Source organism: Burkholderia sp. Bp9142, from assembly GCF_003853415.1.
Classification (GTDB): Bacteria; Pseudomonadota; Gammaproteobacteria; order Burkholderiales; family Burkholderiaceae; genus Burkholderia.
In genome coordinates this window covers 1-17,295 of record NZ_QTPP01000031.1, presented here as the reverse complement: position 1 = coordinate 17,295, position 17,295 = coordinate 1, and the positions used below count along the sequence as shown (strand labels likewise).

The 17,295-nt window shown below is 68.1% G+C and carries 19 protein-coding genes; 6 read left to right on the top strand and 13 right to left on the bottom strand.

Annotation, left to right across the window (positions count from 1 at the left end):
* Window positions 1-57 precede the first annotated feature (57 nt).
* Complete coding sequence (locus tag DIE22_RS27620) at window positions 58-1,023, bottom strand: methyltransferase domain-containing protein (protein WP_124496706.1); 966 nt, start codon at window positions 1,021-1,023, stop codon at window positions 58-60.
* An 83-nt stretch (window positions 1,024-1,106) separates the two neighbouring features.
* Here DIE22_RS27620 and DIE22_RS27615 point away from each other — a divergent pair, with 83 nt between their 5' ends.
* Both DIE22_RS27615 and trmL read left to right on the top strand, forming a co-directional pair.
* On the top strand, window positions 1,107-1,919 hold the full coding sequence (locus DIE22_RS27615; protein ID WP_124496704.1) for a ComF family protein: 813 nt from the start codon (window positions 1,107-1,109) through the stop codon (window positions 1,917-1,919).
* A gap of 104 nt (window positions 1,920-2,023) precedes the next feature.
* Window positions 2,024-2,494, top strand: coding sequence for a tRNA (uridine(34)/cytosine(34)/5-carboxymethylaminomethyluridine(34)-2'-O)-methyltransferase TrmL (gene trmL / locus DIE22_RS27610; protein ID WP_124496702.1), 471 nt, complete (start codon window positions 2,024-2,026; stop codon window positions 2,492-2,494).
* A 36-nt stretch (window positions 2,495-2,530) separates the two neighbouring features.
* On the opposite strand, the gene DIE22_RS27605 is transcribed toward trmL, so the two are convergent.
* The 5 genes from DIE22_RS27605 to DIE22_RS27585 form a co-directional block, all read right to left on the bottom strand.
* Window positions 2,531-3,055 carry an O-acetyl-ADP-ribose deacetylase gene (locus DIE22_RS27605; RefSeq protein WP_124606524.1) on the bottom strand — a complete coding sequence of 175 codons (525 nt, stop codon included), beginning with the start codon at window positions 3,053-3,055 and terminating at the stop codon, window positions 2,531-2,533.
* Window positions 3,056-3,160: 105 nt separating this feature from the next.
* Complete coding sequence (locus DIE22_RS27600) at window positions 3,161-4,159, bottom strand: NAD(P)H-dependent glycerol-3-phosphate dehydrogenase (protein ID WP_124606523.1); 999 nt, start codon at window positions 4,157-4,159, stop codon at window positions 3,161-3,163.
* A 26-nt stretch (window positions 4,160-4,185) separates the two neighbouring features.
* Window positions 4,186-4,668: a protein-export chaperone SecB gene (secB, locus tag DIE22_RS27595; RefSeq protein ID WP_014895954.1), complete on the bottom strand. Its 483-nt coding sequence runs from the start codon at window positions 4,666-4,668 to the stop codon at window positions 4,186-4,188.
* A 107-nt stretch (window positions 4,669-4,775) separates the two neighbouring features.
* Entirely contained in the window at window positions 4,776-5,036 is a 261-nt protein-coding gene (gene grxC, locus DIE22_RS27590) for a glutaredoxin 3 (protein WP_124496696.1), read from the bottom strand.
* Entirely contained in the window at window positions 5,033-5,455 is a 423-nt protein-coding gene (locus DIE22_RS27585) for a rhodanese-like domain-containing protein (protein ID WP_124496694.1), read from the bottom strand. Before DIE22_RS27585 ends, grxC begins: the two co-directional genes overlap by 4 nt.
* Before the next feature lie 134 nt (window positions 5,456-5,589).
* Here DIE22_RS27585 and gpmA point away from each other — a divergent pair, with 134 nt between their 5' ends.
* The 3 genes from gpmA (at window position 5,590) to DIE22_RS27570 (ending at window position 9,023) form a co-directional block, all read left to right on the top strand.
* Entirely contained in the window at window positions 5,590-6,336 is a 747-nt protein-coding gene (gene gpmA / locus DIE22_RS27580; protein WP_124496692.1) for a 2,3-diphosphoglycerate-dependent phosphoglycerate mutase, read from the top strand.
* A 268-nt stretch (window positions 6,337-6,604) separates the two neighbouring features.
* On the top strand, window positions 6,605-8,164 hold the full coding sequence (locus DIE22_RS27575; protein ID WP_124496690.1) for a S41 family peptidase: 1,560 nt from the start codon (window positions 6,605-6,607) through the stop codon (window positions 8,162-8,164).
* Between the two features lie 106 nt (window positions 8,165-8,270).
* Window positions 8,271-9,023 carry a HesA/MoeB/ThiF family protein gene (locus DIE22_RS27570; protein WP_124496689.1) on the top strand — a complete coding sequence of 251 codons (753 nt, stop codon included), beginning with the start codon at window positions 8,271-8,273 and terminating at the stop codon, window positions 9,021-9,023.
* A gap of 83 nt (window positions 9,024-9,106) precedes the next feature.
* Here DIE22_RS27570 and ptsP read toward each other — a convergent pair whose 3' ends face one another.
* The 7 genes from ptsP to DIE22_RS27535 form a co-directional block, all read right to left on the bottom strand.
* On the bottom strand, window positions 9,107-10,879 hold the full coding sequence (gene ptsP, locus DIE22_RS27565; protein WP_124496687.1) for a phosphoenolpyruvate--protein phosphotransferase: 1,773 nt from the start codon (window positions 10,877-10,879) through the stop codon (window positions 9,107-9,109).
* 208 nt (window positions 10,880-11,087) lie between these two features.
* Window positions 11,088-11,357: an HPr family phosphocarrier protein gene (locus tag DIE22_RS27560; protein WP_124496685.1), complete on the bottom strand. Its 270-nt coding sequence runs from the start codon at window positions 11,355-11,357 to the stop codon at window positions 11,088-11,090.
* 108 nt (window positions 11,358-11,465) lie between these two features.
* Window positions 11,466-11,936 (bottom strand): PTS sugar transporter subunit IIA, encoded by a 471-nt coding sequence (locus tag DIE22_RS27555; protein WP_124606522.1) that lies wholly within the window; start codon window positions 11,934-11,936, stop codon window positions 11,466-11,468.
* Between the two features lie 231 nt (window positions 11,937-12,167).
* On the bottom strand, window positions 12,168-13,124 hold the full coding sequence (gene gshB / locus DIE22_RS27550; RefSeq protein WP_124496683.1) for a glutathione synthase: 957 nt from the start codon (window positions 13,122-13,124) through the stop codon (window positions 12,168-12,170).
* 25 nt (window positions 13,125-13,149) lie between these two features.
* Window positions 13,150-14,439, bottom strand: a complete 1,290-nt coding sequence (gshA, locus tag DIE22_RS27545) for a glutamate--cysteine ligase (protein ID WP_124496682.1) — start codon at window positions 14,437-14,439, stop codon at window positions 13,150-13,152.
* A gap of 242 nt (window positions 14,440-14,681) precedes the next feature.
* Entirely contained in the window at window positions 14,682-16,187 is a 1,506-nt protein-coding gene (locus DIE22_RS27540; RefSeq protein WP_124606521.1) for an ammonium transporter, read from the bottom strand.
* A gap of 33 nt (window positions 16,188-16,220) precedes the next feature.
* Complete coding sequence (locus DIE22_RS27535) at window positions 16,221-16,559, bottom strand: P-II family nitrogen regulator (protein ID WP_006398175.1); 339 nt, start codon at window positions 16,557-16,559, stop codon at window positions 16,221-16,223.
* Window positions 16,560-16,916: 357 nt separating this feature from the next.
* Between DIE22_RS27535 and DIE22_RS27530 the strand changes: the two genes are divergently transcribed.
* Window positions 16,917-17,168: an accessory factor UbiK family protein gene (locus DIE22_RS27530; RefSeq protein ID WP_006489451.1), complete on the top strand. Its 252-nt coding sequence runs from the start codon at window positions 16,917-16,919 to the stop codon at window positions 17,166-17,168.
* Window positions 17,169-17,295 lie beyond the last annotated feature (127 nt).

Sequence of the window (17,295 nt, the reverse complement as noted above, 5' to 3'; positions counted from 1 at the left end):
ATTCGACCCTGCTTTGCGCCGCTAATTTCAGACATAACAAAACCCCTCTTTACCGCTTTACCGATTCTTCGGACGCCCCTTTCCGATATCTTCGATACGCACGATCCCGTGACCCTCGGCGGTCGTGCGCGGCACGGCCTTCCACGCGTGGCCGTAGATCACCTCGAACGTCAGCGCAATCGTGCCGTCCGCGCGCCGGCGCGCTTCCAGCGCGTCGCCGAGCGCCGCGCGAAAGCGCCGCGTCGCGCGCTGCGGCGCCGCGCGGTCGAACGGATAGGCGCCCCAGCGGCGCACGTCGGCCAGCAGGGAATCGGGCGTCTTGTACGTGACGGTGAGCACTTCCTGGTCCATCACCGGAATCTCGAAGCCGCTCTCGACGAGCATGTCGCCGAGGTCGTGCATGTCGACGAAATCGATCACGCGCGCGGCGGGTGGCGCGATGCCGAGCGCCGCTTCGGCGTCCGCGCCGGCCGCGCGCAGCTCGCGCAGCGTGTCGGGGCCGAGCGTGCTGAACATCAGCAGGCCGTTCACGCGCAGCACGCGCTGCCATTCGGGGAATACCGTATCGGGACGCGAGTGCCAGTGCAGCGCGAGATTCGACCAGATCAGGTCGAACGCGCCGGCCGCGAACGGCAGCGCCGAGAAGTCGGCCTGCGCGACGCGCGGGCCGCGCTGGCCCAGCGCCCGGCCGAGCGACGCGGGCAGCCAGCGGCGCCAGCTCGCCTGCTCGACCTCGCGCTGCCCCGCCCGCGCGAGCATCGCGCCGGACAGGTCGACGCCGAACACCGGGGCTTCGGGAAAGCGCGCGCGCAGCGCCGGCAGGTCGTCGCCCGCGCCGCAGCCCGCATCGAGCACGGCAGCGGGGCTCACCTTGATGTATTCGAGACGCTCGTTCATCCGCTGCGCGATCTCGCGCGGCAGGAACGCAACCGCGTCGAACGCGGCGGCACGGCGATCGAAGATCCGCCGCAAGCGCCGGGCGTCATTGGCCGGACGGCCGGTTGGAGTCGAAGCTGGGGACATGTCGGGCACACTGGCGAAGAGCCCGAAGTATACTCGCTCGCCTCGCAGCCTTCAGCGAGACGGGGCCGCCAGGAGTGTTCGCGATGGATCGCCGTTTCGCCCCGCGCCCGATGCGCGTCGTTTTGTCGCAGGTTCGCGCGCTGGCCGTGCAGGTCGTCACGCTCGCGTTGCCGAATCGATGCGCACTGTGCGGCAATTTGTCACACACGGTGATTTGCAGCGCCTGCGACGCCGCTTACTGGAATGAAGCACGGCTGCGCTGCGATGTCTGCGCGGTGCCGCTGGGTGTCGGGCGGCCGCGTCCGCGCGGGGCCCGCGGCCGGCCCGCCGGCGCCGGCGCTTCGTTCGCCTACCGGTGCGATGCATGCCGCGCGACACCGCCGCCGTTCGATGCGACGCTCGCGCTCGCCGATTACCGCGCGCCGCTCGACGCGCTCGCGCGTGGCCTGAAGTTTCATGCGCGGCTCGCACTCGGCGCGCAATTCGCGGCCCGGCTCGCGCAGCGGGTCGACGACGCGGACGCGCTGCGCGCCGCGGGCGGCTTCGACGTGATCGCGCCGGTGCCGCTGTCGCACGGACGGCTCGTCGCGCGCGGCTACAACCAGGCGTGGGCGATCGCGCGGCCGCTCGCGCGCAGGCTCGGCGTGCGCGCCGAAGCGGCGCTGCTCGCGCGCGTGGCCGAAACCGCGCCGCAGTCGCGGCTCGACCGGCGCGCGCGGCGCGACAACGTGATCGCGGCGTTCTCGGCGGCGGGCGACCTCACCGGCCGCCACGTGGCGCTCGTCGACGACGTGATGACGTCCGGCGCGACGCTCGCGGCCGCCGCGCGGGCATTGAAGGCGGCGGGGGCCGCGCGCGTGACGAATCTGGTTGCGCTGCGCACCGCCAGGGATTAATTAGATAGAGAGGCCGGCCGCCCGCACGCGGCGGCCGTCACGAACCGGCCGGCCGGGAAGGAAAGCACGTCGCTCCGCCCCGGCCGGCCCAGCCAGACCCAACCATGTTCAACGTCGTCCTCGTCGCTCCCGAAATTCCGCCGAACACCGGCAACGTGATCCGCCTGTGCGCCAACACCGGCGCGCGCCTGCACCTGATCGAGCCGCTCGGCTTTCCGCTCGACGACGCGAAGATGCGCCGCGCGGGCCTCGACTATCACGAGTACGCGCAAATGCGCGTGCACCGCGACTGGGACGCGTTCGTCGCGGCCGAAGCGCCCGATCCCGCGCGAATGTTCGCGTTCACGACCCGCGGCTCGGGCCGCTTCCACGACCACGCATTCGTGCCGGGCGACTGGTTCGTGTTCGGCTCGGAAACGCGCGGGCTTCCGGCCGACCTGCTCGAGCGCCTCCCGAACGAACAGCGCGTGCGCCTGCCGATGCGGCCGGGCAACCGCAGCCTGAACCTGTCGAACACGGTGGCCGTGGTCGTGTTCGAGGCGTGGCGCCAGGCCGGCTTCGAAGGCGGCGCCTGACACGCACGCCCGGCTCGCGCTGCGCGGCCGGGCGTACTAGATGCGCGCGAGCCGCGCACGATACAGGTCGTATAGGTCGGATGAAAAGCACGCGAACACCACGCGCGCGAGGTTCGGCGCCTGCGGCAGCATTTCGGCGACCGTGCCGACCGCGATGTCGACGGCCTCGTCGGCCGGATAGCGGTATACGCCGCAGCTGATCGCCGGGAATGCAATCGATGTCGCCGCCACCTCCTCGGCCAGCTCGATCGCACGCCGGTAGCAGGCCGCGAGCAGCTCGGGCTCGCCGCGCCCGCCGCCGTGCCACACCGGGCCGACCGCATGAATCACGTACCGGGCCGGCAGCCCGTGGCCGCGCGTGAGCTTCGCGTCGCCGGTCTCGCAGCCGCCGAGCGTGCGGCATTCGGCCAGGAGGCCCGGGCCGGCCGCGCGATGAATCGCGCCGTCGACCCCGCCGCCGCCGAGCAGCGAACCGTTCGCGGCATTGACGATCACGTCGACGTCGAGCGTCGTGATGTCGACGAGTTGCGCGTCGAACGTGGTGGAACCGATCTGCAACATGACACCCTCCCGAAACGCCGGAGACTGTTCAAGCGTAGTGCGCTTTGGCGCCGCCCGCTTTGCGCGAGCGCGCCCGGCCGCAAAAATCGGCGTGATTCGTCGGCGTTATTCGGCGCGCGCGTCGCGCCGCAGCAGGCCGCTGACCGCATCGCGCGGTGCGACGCCGTCGAACAGCACGCCGCATACGGCTTCGGTGATCGGCATTTCGATCGATTGCGCACGCGCGAGCGCGAGCACGGCCTGCGCGCAGCGCACCCCTTCGGCCACATGGCCCAGGGCGCCAAGGATGTCGTTCAGCGAGCGGCCGGCCGCCAACTGCAGGCCGACCGTGCGATTGCGCGACAGGTCGCCCGTCGCGGTGAGGATCAGGTCGCCGAGGCCCGTGAGGCCCGTGAAGGTTTCCGCACGGCCGCCGAGCGCGACGCCGAGGCGTGACATTTCGGCGAGGCCGCGCGTGACCAGCGCGGCGCGCGCATTCAGCCCGAGACCGAGACCGTCGGCGATGCCGGTCGCGATCGCCAGCACGTTCTTCACCGCGCCGCCGACCTCGACACCGACCACGTCGTCACCCGTATAGATCCGCATCGCGCCGTGATGGAACGCGGCGAGCGTGCGCTCGCGGCATTCGGCGGACGTGCTCGCGATCGTCAGCGCGACGGGCAGCCCGAGCCCGACCTCGCGGGCAAAGCTCGGCCCCGACAGCACGCCGTTGCTGTGCTGCCCCGGCAGTTCGGCCGCGATCACCTGGTGCGGCAGCAGATGCGTGTCGGCCTCGAAGCCCTTGCAGACCCACACGACGTGCGCAGGCACGCAGCCCGCGTCGCGCATCGCGCCGAACAGCGTGCGCAGCCCGGCCACGGGCGCGGCGATCACGCACAGCGCGTCGTCCGCGGCGCCGTGCGCGAGCGCGGCGCCGAGATCGGCGTCGTAGCGCAGCGCATCGGGCAGCGCGATGCCGTCCAGATAGCGGGAATTTTCGTGCCGGGCCTGCAGCCCGGCGATCAGCGCGGCGTCGCGCGCCCAGAGAAGCGTATCGTGCCGCGCGGCCAGATGGCCCGCGAGCGCGGTGCCCCAGGCACCGGCGCCGAGAACGGCTACTTTCATACCCAGCACCGGTCCGGAGTGAAACGTCAGTTCAGCGTCGTGCCGTTCGGCGCGCCTGCCGCACCGGCCTGCTGCTGCTGAAGCTGCGCGAGACGCTGCTCGTACAGCGCCTGGAAGTTGATTTCCGCCAGGTGGATCGGCGGGAAGCCCGCACGCGTGATCGCGTCGGCGATGTTCGAGCGCAGGTACGGGAACAGGATCGTCGGGCAGGCGATGCCGACGAGCGGGTCGAGCTGTTCGTCGGGAATGTTGCGAATGTCGAAAATGCCGGCCTGCTTCGCTTCGATCAGGAACGCGACCTTGTCCTTCACCTTCGCGGTGACGGTACCCGACACGACGACTTCGAACACGCTTTCCGCGAGACGCTCGGCCTTGACGTCGACTTCGACTTCAACCGACGGCATGTCCTGCTCGAGGAAGATCGCCGGCGAATTCGGCTGCTCGAGCGACATATCCTTCAGGTAGACGCGCTGGATGTTGAAGAACGGTTGGTTTTCGACGTCGGACATGGTGTTTCCCTAAAAGTGGTGACGGGGCGGCCCGGCTTCACGCCGGCCGCCTCGGTTGAATCCTGCGCGCCCAAGCCGCGGCGCGGCCGGCGGCCATTCTGCCCTAATCAGGCCGCTTGCAGAAGCGGCAACAGCCCGCCTTCGCGGTCGAGCTTCGACAGATCGTCGTAACCGCCGACGTGCGTCTCGCCGATATAGATCTGCGGCACCGTGCGACGGCCCGTGCGCGACATCATTTCCTCACGGCGGCCCGGATCGCGGTCGACCAGCACCTTTTCGATCTGCTCGACGCCGCGCAGCTTCAGCAGGCGCTCGGCCTGAATGCAATACGGACACACCTGCGTGCTGTACATCAAAACCTTGCTCACTTCGCCACTCCTTGTTTGACGACCGGCATCCCGGCCTGCTGCCAGGCGGCGACGCCGCCCTCGAGCACGTGTACCTCGGCATAGCCAGCCGCCTCGATCTCGCGCGCCGCCTTCTGCGACTGCTGGCCGTTCTGGCAGACGAGCAGCACGGGGGTGCTCTTGTTTTTCGCGACCTGCGCAATCTTCGCGCCGATCTCGCCGGCGGCGACCTGACGTGCAGACGGCAGGTGGCCGGCGGCGAAGTCGGACGCCGCGCGCAGGTCGATCACGACCGCGTTGCGGCGATTGATGAGCTGCGTCGCCTCCGCGGCCGACAGGCCGCCGCGGCCGCGACGCAGGGCGGGCCATGCGAGCAGACCGCCGGAAACCAGCAGGATCGCGATAAGGGCCAGGTTCGTGTAATCGGTAAAGAACTTCACGGAATTCCGCCGGAAAAAGAGAAATCGGAAAAGGACAATCCCGCCATTATAAAATAACCGTCTTGCGCGATGGCGGGCCCGGACCGGGTACCGCGCGGCGCGCCCCGCTTCCTTCACTACCGACCGCAAGATCCATGTACAAACTCGTTCTCATCCGCCACGGCGAATCGACGTGGAACAAGGAAAACCGCTTCACCGGCTGGGTCGACGTCGACCTGACCGAACAGGGTCGCAACGAGGCCTACCAGGCCGGCGAATTGCTCAAGGAGGCCGGCTACACGTTCGACATCGCGTACACGTCGGTGCTCAAGCGCGCGATCCGCACGCTGTGGCACGTGCAGGACAAGATGGACCTGATGTACCTGCCGGTCGTCCACTCGTGGCGCCTGAACGAGCGCCACTACGGCGCGCTGTCGGGCCTGAACAAGGCGGAAACGGCCGCGAAGTTCGGCGACGACCAGGTGCTCGTGTGGCGCCGCAGTTACGACACGCCGCCGCCCGCGCTCGAGCCGACCGACGAACGCGCACCGTTCAGCGACCCGCGCTACGCGAAGGTGCCGCGCGAGCAGCTGCCGCTCACCGAGTGCCTGAAGGATACGGTCGCGCGCGTGCTGCCGCTGTGGAACGAGTCGATCGCGCCGGCCGTCCGTGCGGGCAAGCAGGTGCTGATCGCCGCGCACGGCAACTCGCTGCGCGCGCTGATCAAGTACCTCGACGGCATCTCGGACAGCGACATCGTCGGCCTGAACATCCCCAACGGCGTGCCGCTCGTGTATGAACTCGACGAGGACCTGAAGCCGATCACGCACTACTACCTGGGCGACCAGGACGCGATCGCGAAGGCACAGGCCGCCGTCGCGAAGCAGGGCAAGGCGGGCTGACGCCCGACACGCCGGGCATGCCGCGTCGGGCGCAGCCTGTCCGGCACGCCCCGGCGCGCGGCGCGAACGCGGCGCGAACCTTCGCGGCCCCGGTGCTGTCGAATCGGCTTTCGAATCCGCAGCGCGTCCGGCGGCACCCCGCCGGGGCTCGGGGCCCGGGACCGCGGGACCATTTCGCACCGTTCCACTGAGCAATCGGGCGAACAGTTATACTTGTCCGCTACATCCCCGCTACCGCCACGCGCTTCCCGACCGCACCAGACTCTCTATGCGAATGAAATTGAAGAACATCGGCCTGATTGCCGCGGGCCTCGCCACGGGCGTATTCGCCACGCTGCAGGTTTCGGCGTCGGCCGAGCAGACCGCCACGGCGCCGCTTCCCCTCGACCAGCTCCGCCTGTTCGCGGAAGTGTTCGGCCAGATCAAGCGCGAGTATGTCGAGCCGGTCGACGACAAGAAGCTGCTGACGGCGGCGATCAAGGGCATGGTGTCGAGCCTCGACCCGCATTCGTCGTTCCTGGACAAGACCGACTATGACGAGCTGCAGGAGCAGACCAAGGGGCGCTTCGCGGGCCTCGGCATCGAGATCTCGCAGGAAGACGGCCTCGTCAAGGTGATCTCGCCGATCGAGGATACCCCCGCGTTCCGCGCCGGCATCCGTCCGGGCGACCTGATCACGCGCATCAACGACAAGCCGGTGCGCGGCATGACGCTCGACAAGGCCGTCAAGCAGATGCGCGGCGAGCCGGGCACCAAGGTCACGCTGACGATCTTCCGCAAGAGCGACGACCGCACGTTCCCGATCACGGTCACGCGCGCGATCATCAAGGTCCAGAGCGTGAAGATGAAGCTGCTCGACCCGGGCTACGCATACATCCGGATCACGAGCTTCCAGGAGCGCACGACGCCCGATCTCGCCGCGAAGCTGCAGGACATCGCACGCCAGCAGCCGAACCTGAAGGGCCTGATCGTCGACCTGCGCAACAACGGCGGCGGCCTGCTGCAGAGCGCGGTCGGCGTCGCCGGCGCGTTCCTGCCGCCCGACTCCGTCGTCGTGTCGACCAACGGCCAGATCCCGGATTCGAAGCAGGTCTACCGCGATACCTACGACAACTACCGCCTGCCGTCCTTCGACGGCGATCCGCTGAAGAGCCTGCCGCCGGTCTTCAAGACCGTGCCGATGGTCGTGCTGACGAACGCGTACTCGGCGTCCGCGTCGGAAATCGTCGCCGGCGCGCTGCAGGATTCGAAGCGCGCGCAGATCATGGGCAAGACGACGTTCGGCAAGGGCTCGGTGCAGACGGTCCGTCCGATGACGGCCGACACCGCGCTGCGCCTGACGACCGCCTACTACTACACGCCGAGCGGCCGTTCGATCCAGAACAAGGGCATCACGCCCGACGTGCCGGTCGATCAGTATGCGGACGGCGATCCGGACGACGTGCTCGTGACGCGCGAGGTCGATTACACGAACCACCTCGCGAACACGCAGGATCCGAACGAGAAGAAGGAACAGGAAGAGCGCGAGCAGCGCCGGATGGACCAGCTGCGCGTCCTCGAGGAGCAGAACGACAAGAAGACGCCGGAGCAACGCCAGAAGGACCGCGATCGCAAGCCGATCGAGTTCGGCAGCGCCGACGACTTCATGATGCAGCAGGCGCTCAACAAGCTCGAAGGCAAGCCGGTGCAGGAATCGAAGTCGCTGCTCGCCGAGAGCACGGCGAAGAGCCCGGCCGGCAAGGCCGCGTCCGCCGCGAAGGCGTCGGGCGCGAAGGCGGCCGCACCGAAGCCCGCCTCGGCACCGAAGCCCGCGTCGGCACCGCAGTAAGCGCCGGCCGGGCATCCGACGGGCCATCGCGGGAAGACCGCGATGGCCCGTTTTTCATGCGCGCCTAAAATAACCCCAGGTCCGCCGCCTCGCCCACGACTTCCCCATGAACGACGATCAACTCCTTCGCTACTCCCGCCACATCCTCGTCGACGAAATCGGCATCGAGGCGCAGCAGCGCTTCCTCGACGCGCATGCGATCGTCGTCGGCGCGGGCGGCCTCGGCTCACCGGCCGCGATGTATCTCGCGGCGTCCGGCGTCGGCACGATCACGCTGGTCGACGCCGACACGGTCGACCTCACGAACCTGCAGCGGCAGATCCTGCACGTAACCGCATCGGTCGGCCGCAGCAAGGTCGAATCGGGGCGCGACACGCTCGCGCAACTGAACCCGGAAGTGACCGTGCATGCGGTCGCGGTGCGCGTCGACGATGCGTGGCTCGACGCACACGTGCCGCAGGCGAGCGTCGTGCTCGACTGCACCGACAACTTCGCGACGCGCCATGCGATCAACCGCGCGTGCGTCGCGCACGGCGTGCCGCTCGTGTCGGGCGCCGCGCTGCGCTTCGACGGCCAGATCAGCACGTTCGACTTCCGCGACCCGGCCGCGCCCTGCTATGCGTGCGTGTTTCCGGAAGACCAGCCGTTCGAGGAAGTCGCCTGCGCGACGATGGGCGTGTTCGCACCGACGGTCGGGATCATCGGCGCGATGCAGGCCGCCGAAGCGCTGCGCGTGATCGGCGCGATCGGCACGACGCTCAACGGCCGGCTGATGATGCTCGACTCGCTGCGGATGGAATGGACGACGATGAAGATCGCGCGCCAGGCCGACTGCCCCGTGTGCCAGGGCCGGCACTGACGCGCGCGCGATGCATGCGCCGAACGGCGCATGCGTGACGTTTCGCTACGTTCGCTACGATGCCGCGGCGCGGCCCGCGCCGCCTAGGCGGCCGCGTCCGCGCGCGGTTCCGCGACCGCCAGGCGCTTGAGCGCCGCCTGCACTTCCTCGGGCTCGAACGCGGCCAGCACGTCGGCCGTCGGCTTTTCGAGCGCCTTCAGGTGCGCGCGCAGGATCTCCTGCTTCACGACCAGCAACTGGCTCGGGTGCATCGAGAATTCGGTGAGCCCCATCCCGAGCAACAGGCGCGTGAGCGCCGGATCGCCCGCCATCTCCCCGCACACCGATACGGACACGCCCGCGCGCTTCGCTTCGCGCAGCGTATAGGCGATCAGGTGCAGCACCGCCGGATGCAGCGGGTCGTACAGGTGCGCGACCGCGTTGTCCGCGCGGTCGATCGCGAGCGTGTACTGGATCAGGTCGTTCGTGCCGATCGACAGGAAGTCGAAGCGCTTCAGGAACAGCGGCAGCGCGATCGCCGCGGCCGGGATCTCGATCATCGCGCCGATGCGCACGTTCGGATCGTACGCGAGCCCCGCGTCGTCGAGCTGGCGCTTCGCCTCGCGGATCAGGTCGAGCGTCTGGTCGATCTCCTGCGCGTGCGCGAGCATCGGGATCAGGATCTTCACCTGCCCGAACGCGGACGCGCGCAGGATCGCGCGCAGCTGCGTGAGGAACATCTGCGGCTCGGACAGGCTCCAGCGGATCGCGCGCAGGCCAAGCGCCGGGTTCGGCGCCGTCTCGTAGCCTTCGTCGAGCGCCTCGAGCGGCTTGTCCGCGCCGACGTCGATCGTGCGGATCGTCACCGGCATGCCCTTCATCCACTCGACCGCGCGCTTGTACGCGGCGAACTGCTCTTCCTCCTCCGGCATCTCCTTCTGATGCATGAACAGGAACTCGGAGCGGAACAGCCCGACGCCGACCGCGCCGGCCTCGACGGCAGCCTTCGCGTCGTCGGGCAGTTCGATGTTCGCGTACAGCTCGATCTTGGTGCCGCACAACGTTTGCGTCGGCGAGAACTTCAGGCGCTGCAGCTTGCGTTGCTCCAGCAGCTTCTCGGACTGGCGGTACGAATATTCCTCGAGGACGATCGGCGCCGGATCGACGATCACGATCCCCTGGTCGCCGTCGACGATGATCAGGTCGTTCTGGCGGATCAGCGCGCTCGCATGCTGGACGCCGACCGCGGCCGGAATGCCGAGGCTGCGCGCGACGATCGCCGTGTGCGACGTGCGGCCGCCCAGATCGGTGACGAACGCCTGGAACGACTGCGACTTGAACTGCATCATGTCGGCCGGCGCGATGTCGTGCGCGACGACGATCATCTCGTTCTGGCCTTGCGCGGCCGCGCGATCGAGCGCCTGCGATGCCGAAGGCGCGCCCGCGAGCGCCTTCAGCACGCGCTCGACCACCTGTTCGATGTCGGCCTTGCGCTCGCGCAGGTATTCGTCCTCGATGTCGTCGAAGTGGCGCGTGAGCAGCTCGAGCTGCTCGGTCAGCGCCCATTCGACGTTGTAGCGGCGCGTGCGGATCAGGTCGATGGTTTCCTGCACGAGCATCGCGTCGCTCAGGATCATCGCGTGGACGTCGATGAACGCGCCCACTTCGGTCGGCGTGTCGTCGGTCAGGTCGGCGCGCAGCGCCTCGAGTTCGCGATGCACGACCTCGCGCGCCGTGCGGAAACGCTCGACCTCGGCGTCGATCTGGTTCGCCTCGACCAGGTAGTGGGCGACGTCGAGCGCCGCCGGCGCGATCAGGTACGCTCGCCCGATCGCGATACCACGTGAGACGGGAATGCCATGCAGCGTGAAAGACACGCGCACCTCCTCTGTACAAGTAAAGCCGCGGCACACTGCTGCGATGCGCTTATGACCCCGGTTAGTGATTATAAATTCCGCGCCTCCATGCTGACTGCGTGCAGCGCAGCATTGCACTTTCCGCATCAATGCTTCGGACGAAAAAAATGCCGCGGAAAACGCGGCATTCTGACTGGAAACGGCAGCGATCCCGTGCGCTGTGCGCGGATCACTGACCTTCGCCGAACTTGTCCGAGATCAGCTTGAGCAGCGCGTCCATTGCCTCGCGTTCGTCGGGACCTTCGGTCTCGATCGTCACCGAGCTGCCGATGCCCGCCGCGAGCATCATCACGCCCATGATGCTTTTCGCGTTGATCTTGCGTCCGTTGCGCGTCATCCAGACTTCCGACTGGAAGTTGCCGGCCAGTTGCGTAAGCTTGGCCGATGCGCGTGCATGGAGCCCCAATTTGTTGACGATGGTGGTTTCTTGTTGAAGCATGATTCTCGGTCGGGTCGGTCGAGGCCGCCGGCGACGTGCGTCGGCGGGTCGGTCGAGGCCGCCGGCGACGTGCGTCGGCGGGTCGGTCTAAAACGGAAAACGGGACGGTCAGTGCGACTCGGTGCGCGATTGCGGCTCGGGCGGAATCGGCGCGCATTGGCCGCAGCCGGCCTCGGTCGGCGGCGGCGGCGTGCCGGCCGCCACTTCATGGACGCCCTTCGCGCCGCCGGACAGCGCCTTGTCGACGAGCTTGTCGAGTGGCACGGTGCGGTAGCAGACGGCCCGCACCAGCATCGGCAGGTTCACGCCCGCCAGCACGCGCACGTTGTCGAGCTTCGCGAGCTGGCCCGCGATGTTCGCGGGCGTCGCGCCGTACATGTCGGTCAGCACGACGACGCCGTTCTCTTCCCTGAGCCGCGCGAGCTCCGCATGCGCGAACGCCATCACCTGGGTGGGGTCGCTGTCCGCCAGCACGTCGATACAGCCGATGCGCGCGGGCACGCCGCCGTAGATGTGCGCGATGCAGTCCCGCAGCGCGGTGGCGAGCGGCGCGTGCGCGATGATCAGAATCCCGGCCATGTCAGACCGCCCCCGGCCGCCCCTGGCGGGCCGACGCCCCGCGGCGGGGCAACGAGCATAGCGAGTGTGGGAATCGTTTCATGTTCAGCCTTGCAACGGTTTCGGCCCGACCGCCGGGCCTTCGGCGCGCTGTTCGCGGCACCGGGCAAGCGGGCATTGTAGCAGGCCGGTCGAACCGCTCCGGCGACGGGGGACCTGCGCGGCCGCCGCCGGGGTTGCGCGGAAAGCGGGCTACGCGGCCGCCCGCTCCAGCGCGTCGATGAACATCGCGGCGACGTCGAAGCCCGTCTGCTCCATGATTTCGCGGAAGCACGTCGGGCTCGTCACGTTCACCTCGGTCAGCCAGTCGCCGATCGCGTCGAGCCCGACCAGCAGCAGCCCGCGCGCGGCGAGCACCGGCCCGAGCGTCTCGGCGATCTCGCGATCGCGCGGCGTCAGCGGCTGCGCGACGCCCAGCCCGCCCGCGGCGAGATTGCCGCGCACCTCGCTGCCCTGCGGGATCCGCGCGAGCGAATACGGCACCGGCTCGCCCGCGATCAGCAGAATGCGCTTGTCGCCCGCCTTGATCTCGGGAATGAACTTCTGGATCATCAGCGAGCGCGTGCCGTCATGACCGAGCATCTCGATGATCGCGCCGAGATTCATCCCGTCGGCCTTCACGCGGAACACGCCCATCCCGCCCATCCCGTCGAGCGGCTTCACGATCACGTCGCCATGCTCGGCGTGGAACGCACGCAAGCGGGCGGCGTCACGCGTGACGAGCGTCGGCGCGACGAACTGCGGAAACTCGCCGATCGCCAGCTTCTCCGAGTGATCGCGGATCGACTGCGGCTTGTTGAACACGCGTGCGCCTGCGCGCTCGGCAAGCTCGAGCATCCAGGTGGCCGTCACGTATTCCATGTCGAACGGCGGATCCTTGCGCATCAGCACCGCGCCGAACGACGTCAGCCGGCGGGATTCATGCGCGGCCGCCTCGTACCACGGATGACGATGCAGGTCGGCCGTGTCGCCGACGATCGTCACGCGCTGCACGTCCGCCTCGACGCCCGAGCCCGTCCACGCGAGCTGGTGCGGCTGGCACGCGTACACCGCATGCCCGCGGCGCGCAGCCTCCGCCATCATCGCGTAGGTCGAATCCTTGTAGATCTTGAAGCGCTCGAGCGGGTCGGCGATAAAGAGAATGTCCATGCGGGTCCTGTACGTGGCGAAGCCGTTACACCTGGATGGCTTCGGGATCGGTCTTTTCCAGTTCGATCGACGACGCGATCAGCGACAGGCGCGCGACGACGCCGTACATGTAGAAGCGGTTCGGCGGCGCGGCACCCGGCTTCGCGCCGGCATCCGGCAGCGCGGTGTGCTCGAAGCCGAGCGGCACGTAATGCATGCCGGGCGCGTTCAGGTTCTGGTCGCGCTCGCGGCCGCCGTGCGTGCGGTAGAAACCGCCGACCACGTAGCGGTCGATCATGTACACGACGGGCTCCGCGACTTCGTCGCCGACGCGCTCGAACGTATAGACGCCTTCCTGCACGATCACGTCGCGCACCTCAAGGCCGGCCTTCGACTCGGCCATCTGCGCGCGCTCGGCCTTCGACATGCGGCCGATCTCGGCCGCGTCGTGCACGGTCATCACACCGCGCCCGGCGGTGCCCGCGTCGGCCTTCACGACGACGTACGGCTTTTCACTGATCCCGTATTCGCGGTACTTGCGCGCGATCTTCTTCAGCACGCCGTCGATCGCGTCGGCGAGCGCCTGCTCGCCTTCATGCGCCTGCCAGTCGACGCCTTCGACATGCGCGAAATACGGATTCACCATCCACGGATCGACGCCGACCATCTTCGCGAACTTCTTCGCGACGTCGTCGTAGCATGCAAAGTGCGTCGACTTGCGGCGCACGGCCCAGCCCGCGTGCAGCGGCGGCAGCAGGTACTGCTCGTGCAGGTTCTCCAGCACGGCGGGAATCCCGGCCGACAGGTCGTTGTTCAGCAGGATCGAGCACGGATCGAAATTCTTCAGGCCGAGGCGGCGCTGCGAACGCTCGAGCGGTTCGAGCACGATCTTCTGACCGTCGGCCAGCGTGATCGGTGTCATGTCGGTGATGCTCGGGTCGAGCGAGCCGAAGCGCACGTTCAGGCCGGCCTGGCGCATGATCGTCGCGAGCCGCGCGACGTTTTCCAGGTAGAACGCGTTGCGGGTCGGCAGCTCGGGAATCACGAGCAGGTTCTTCGCGTCCGGGCAGATCTTCTCGATCGCGGCCATCGCGGCCTGGACGGCGAGCGGCAGCACTTCGGACGGCAGATTATTGAACGCGCCGGGGAACAGGTTCGCGTCGACGGGCGCCAGCTTGAAGCCGGCGTTGCGCAGGTCCACCGAACAATAGAACGGCGGGGTGTGTTCCTGCCATTCGAGCCTGAACCAGCGTTCGATCGCAGGCGTCGCGTCGAGGATCTTCTGCTCGAGTTCGAGCAGCGGACCGTTCAACGCGGTAACGAGGTGGGGAACCATGAATCACTCGCGAGCGGGAGAATGAAGATTGTAGAGCAATTGCCTCGCCCATTTGGGGATTGTTCCCGGCTTCGCAAGGGTTGGGAGGAAGTTTTCGGCTATTGACCCGATAGGTCGAAGGGTTATGCGCTACGGCGGCAGGACGCGGGAGAAAAAAAGCCCGCCGGGTGGGCGGGCCGAAGTCGCTGCGCTCATTCGTGGCGGGCGCCGTCTGCGCGGCGGCCCGCCGTCATCCGTACGACTTATTCGACGTGCTCGCCGTGCAGCACCACGTCGAGGCCTTCGCGCTCTTCCTCTTCGGTCACGCGCAGGCCGATCGTCAGGTCGATCAGCTTCAGCAGCACGAAGCTCAGCACGCCGCTGTACACCAGCGTGATCAGTACGCCCTTCGCCTGCAGCAGCAGGCTGCCGTCGAAACCGCCGATGTCCTTGACCGCGAACACGCCGGTCAGCAGCGCGCCGAGAATCCCGCCCACGCCGTGCACGCCGAACGCATCGAGCGAATCGTCGTAGCCGAGCTTCGACTTGAGCCACGTCGCCGACCAGAAGCACACGACGCCGGCGGCGATGCCGATCACGAGTGCGCCCGCCACGCCGACGAAGCCGGCCGCCGGCGTGATCGCCACCAGACCCGCGACCGCGCCCGACACGATGCCGAGCACCGACGGCTTGCCCTTCGCGATCCACTCGGCGAACATCCAGCCGAGCGCCGCGCAGGCCGTCGCGACTTGCGTCGTCAGCATCGCGAAGCCGGCACGGCCGTCGGCCGCGACCGCGGAACCCGCGTTGAAGCCGAACCAGCCGACCCACAGCATCGAGCCGCCGATCATCGTCAGCACGAGGTTGTGCGGCGCCATCGATTCACGGCCGAAGCCGACGCGCTTGCCGAGCATCAGGCACGACACGAGGCCCGCGATACCGGCGTTGATGTGCACGACCGTGCCGCCCGCGAAGTCGAGCACGCCGTCCGACGACAGCCAGCCAGTCGGCTCCCACACCATGTGCGCGATCGGCACATAGACGATCAGCGACCAGAGCGTCATGAACACGAGCATCGCCGAGAACTTCATCCGGTCGGCGAACGCGCCGCAGATCAGCGCCGGCGTGATGATCGCGAACGTCATCTGGTAGACGAAGTAGACCGATTCCGGAATCGTCGTCGCCAGGTGGCTGACGGTCAGCGTCGTCGCCTTGTCGCCCTTGATGTAGTTCATCCCGTGCAGGAACACGCGCGACAGGCCGCCGATGAAGCCGTTGCCCGGCGTGAACGCGAGGCTGTAGCCGACCACCGTCCACAGCACCGTGATCACCGCGGTGATCGCGAAGCTCTGCATCACGGTCGCGAGCACGTTCTTCTTGCGGACCATGCCCGCGTAGAACAGCGCGAGGCCGGGGATCGTCATGAACAGCACGAGCGCCGTGGAGGTCAGCATCCATGCGGTGTCGCCGGCGCTGATCTTCGACGAATCGACGGAGAACGGCGCGGTCGGTGCCGCCGGGGCGGCCGGCGCGGACGCGGCGGCCGCAGCCGATGCGTCGGCGGCGCCCGAAGCGGGGGTGGCGGCGGCAGCCGATGCGTCGGCAGCCGGCGCCGAAGCGGCCGGAGCCGCGGCAGCCGAGGCATCGGACGCCGTTGCGGCGGGCGCGGACGCAGCCGCGGCGGAGGCCGCGTCGTCAGCGAGTGCGGGGCCGACGCCGGCCGCGATCAGCGAGCCGGCCATCAGCAGGGACATCAGAAGTTTGCGCATCTCGGGTTTCCTCTTGTCGCTTGTCTTTGTCTGTTACAGCGCGTCCGCGCCTGTCTCCCCGGTCCGGATCCGGATCACCTGCTCGATCGGCGTGACGAAGATCTTCCCGTCGCCGATCTTGCCGGTGCGTGCGGCCCGTTCGATCGCCTCGACCGCCTGGTCGACGAGATCGTCGGACACGGCCGCCTCGATCTTCATCTTCGGCAGGAAATCGACCACGTATTCGGCGCCCCGGTACAGCTCGGTATGCCCCTTCTGGCGCCCGAACCCTTTCACCTCCGTCACCGTGATGCCGGAGACGCCGAGCGCGGAGAGCGCTTCGCGCGTCTCATCGAGCTTGAACGGCTTGATGATTGCGGTAATCAGTTTCATGAAGTCCTCTCGCTGGGTAGTCCCGTCGAATTGGTTGGAATGTTGTAACGGTCTCTTCCTCAGCAACTCGCATGCCATGTTCGCTCGAGCGTCGCGTCGAACGGCCCGGAAGCGGGGTCGCATCGCATGCTGAAAGGTAGGGAAGCCCGGCCGAATGGCCAACGTGGGCCAGGTTTGCTGGCGCGCCGAAAGGATCGTTGCTAGAGTGCTCGCACGTCCCGGCTTACCGGGCCATTCACCCATGCCGGCGCCATGCCCGGAATTCGCGCCACGGGCGCACCATTTCCGGTCATGTGTGCATCATGGGCACGTATGCAACTGAAGATGCACATTTTTTGTGCAAGGAAGGGAAATCTCATGAAGCAACCCAGCGATGTTTTCAACGACCTGCAGTCGCGCGTCAGCGACCTGCTGAAAAACTCGCCGGCCAAGGATGTCGAGCGCAACGTGAAGGCCATGCTGTCGCAAGGCTTCTCGAAACTCGATCTCGTCACGCGCGAGGAGTTCGACACGCAGGCACAGGTGCTCGCCCGCACCCGCGTGCGTCTCGAGGAACTCGAGAAGCGCGTCGCGGAACTCGAGCAGAAGCTCGCGGCGCCCCAGGCCTGACACCCCACCCGACCGACAGGTCCGGGCGCGGGGGGCCCCCGGGGGGCCCCCCCGCGCGCCCCGGGGGGCACAAGGGGCCCCCCCCGGGGGGGGGTAGCGGGAGGGGGGGGGGGGTGGGGGGGTAGCC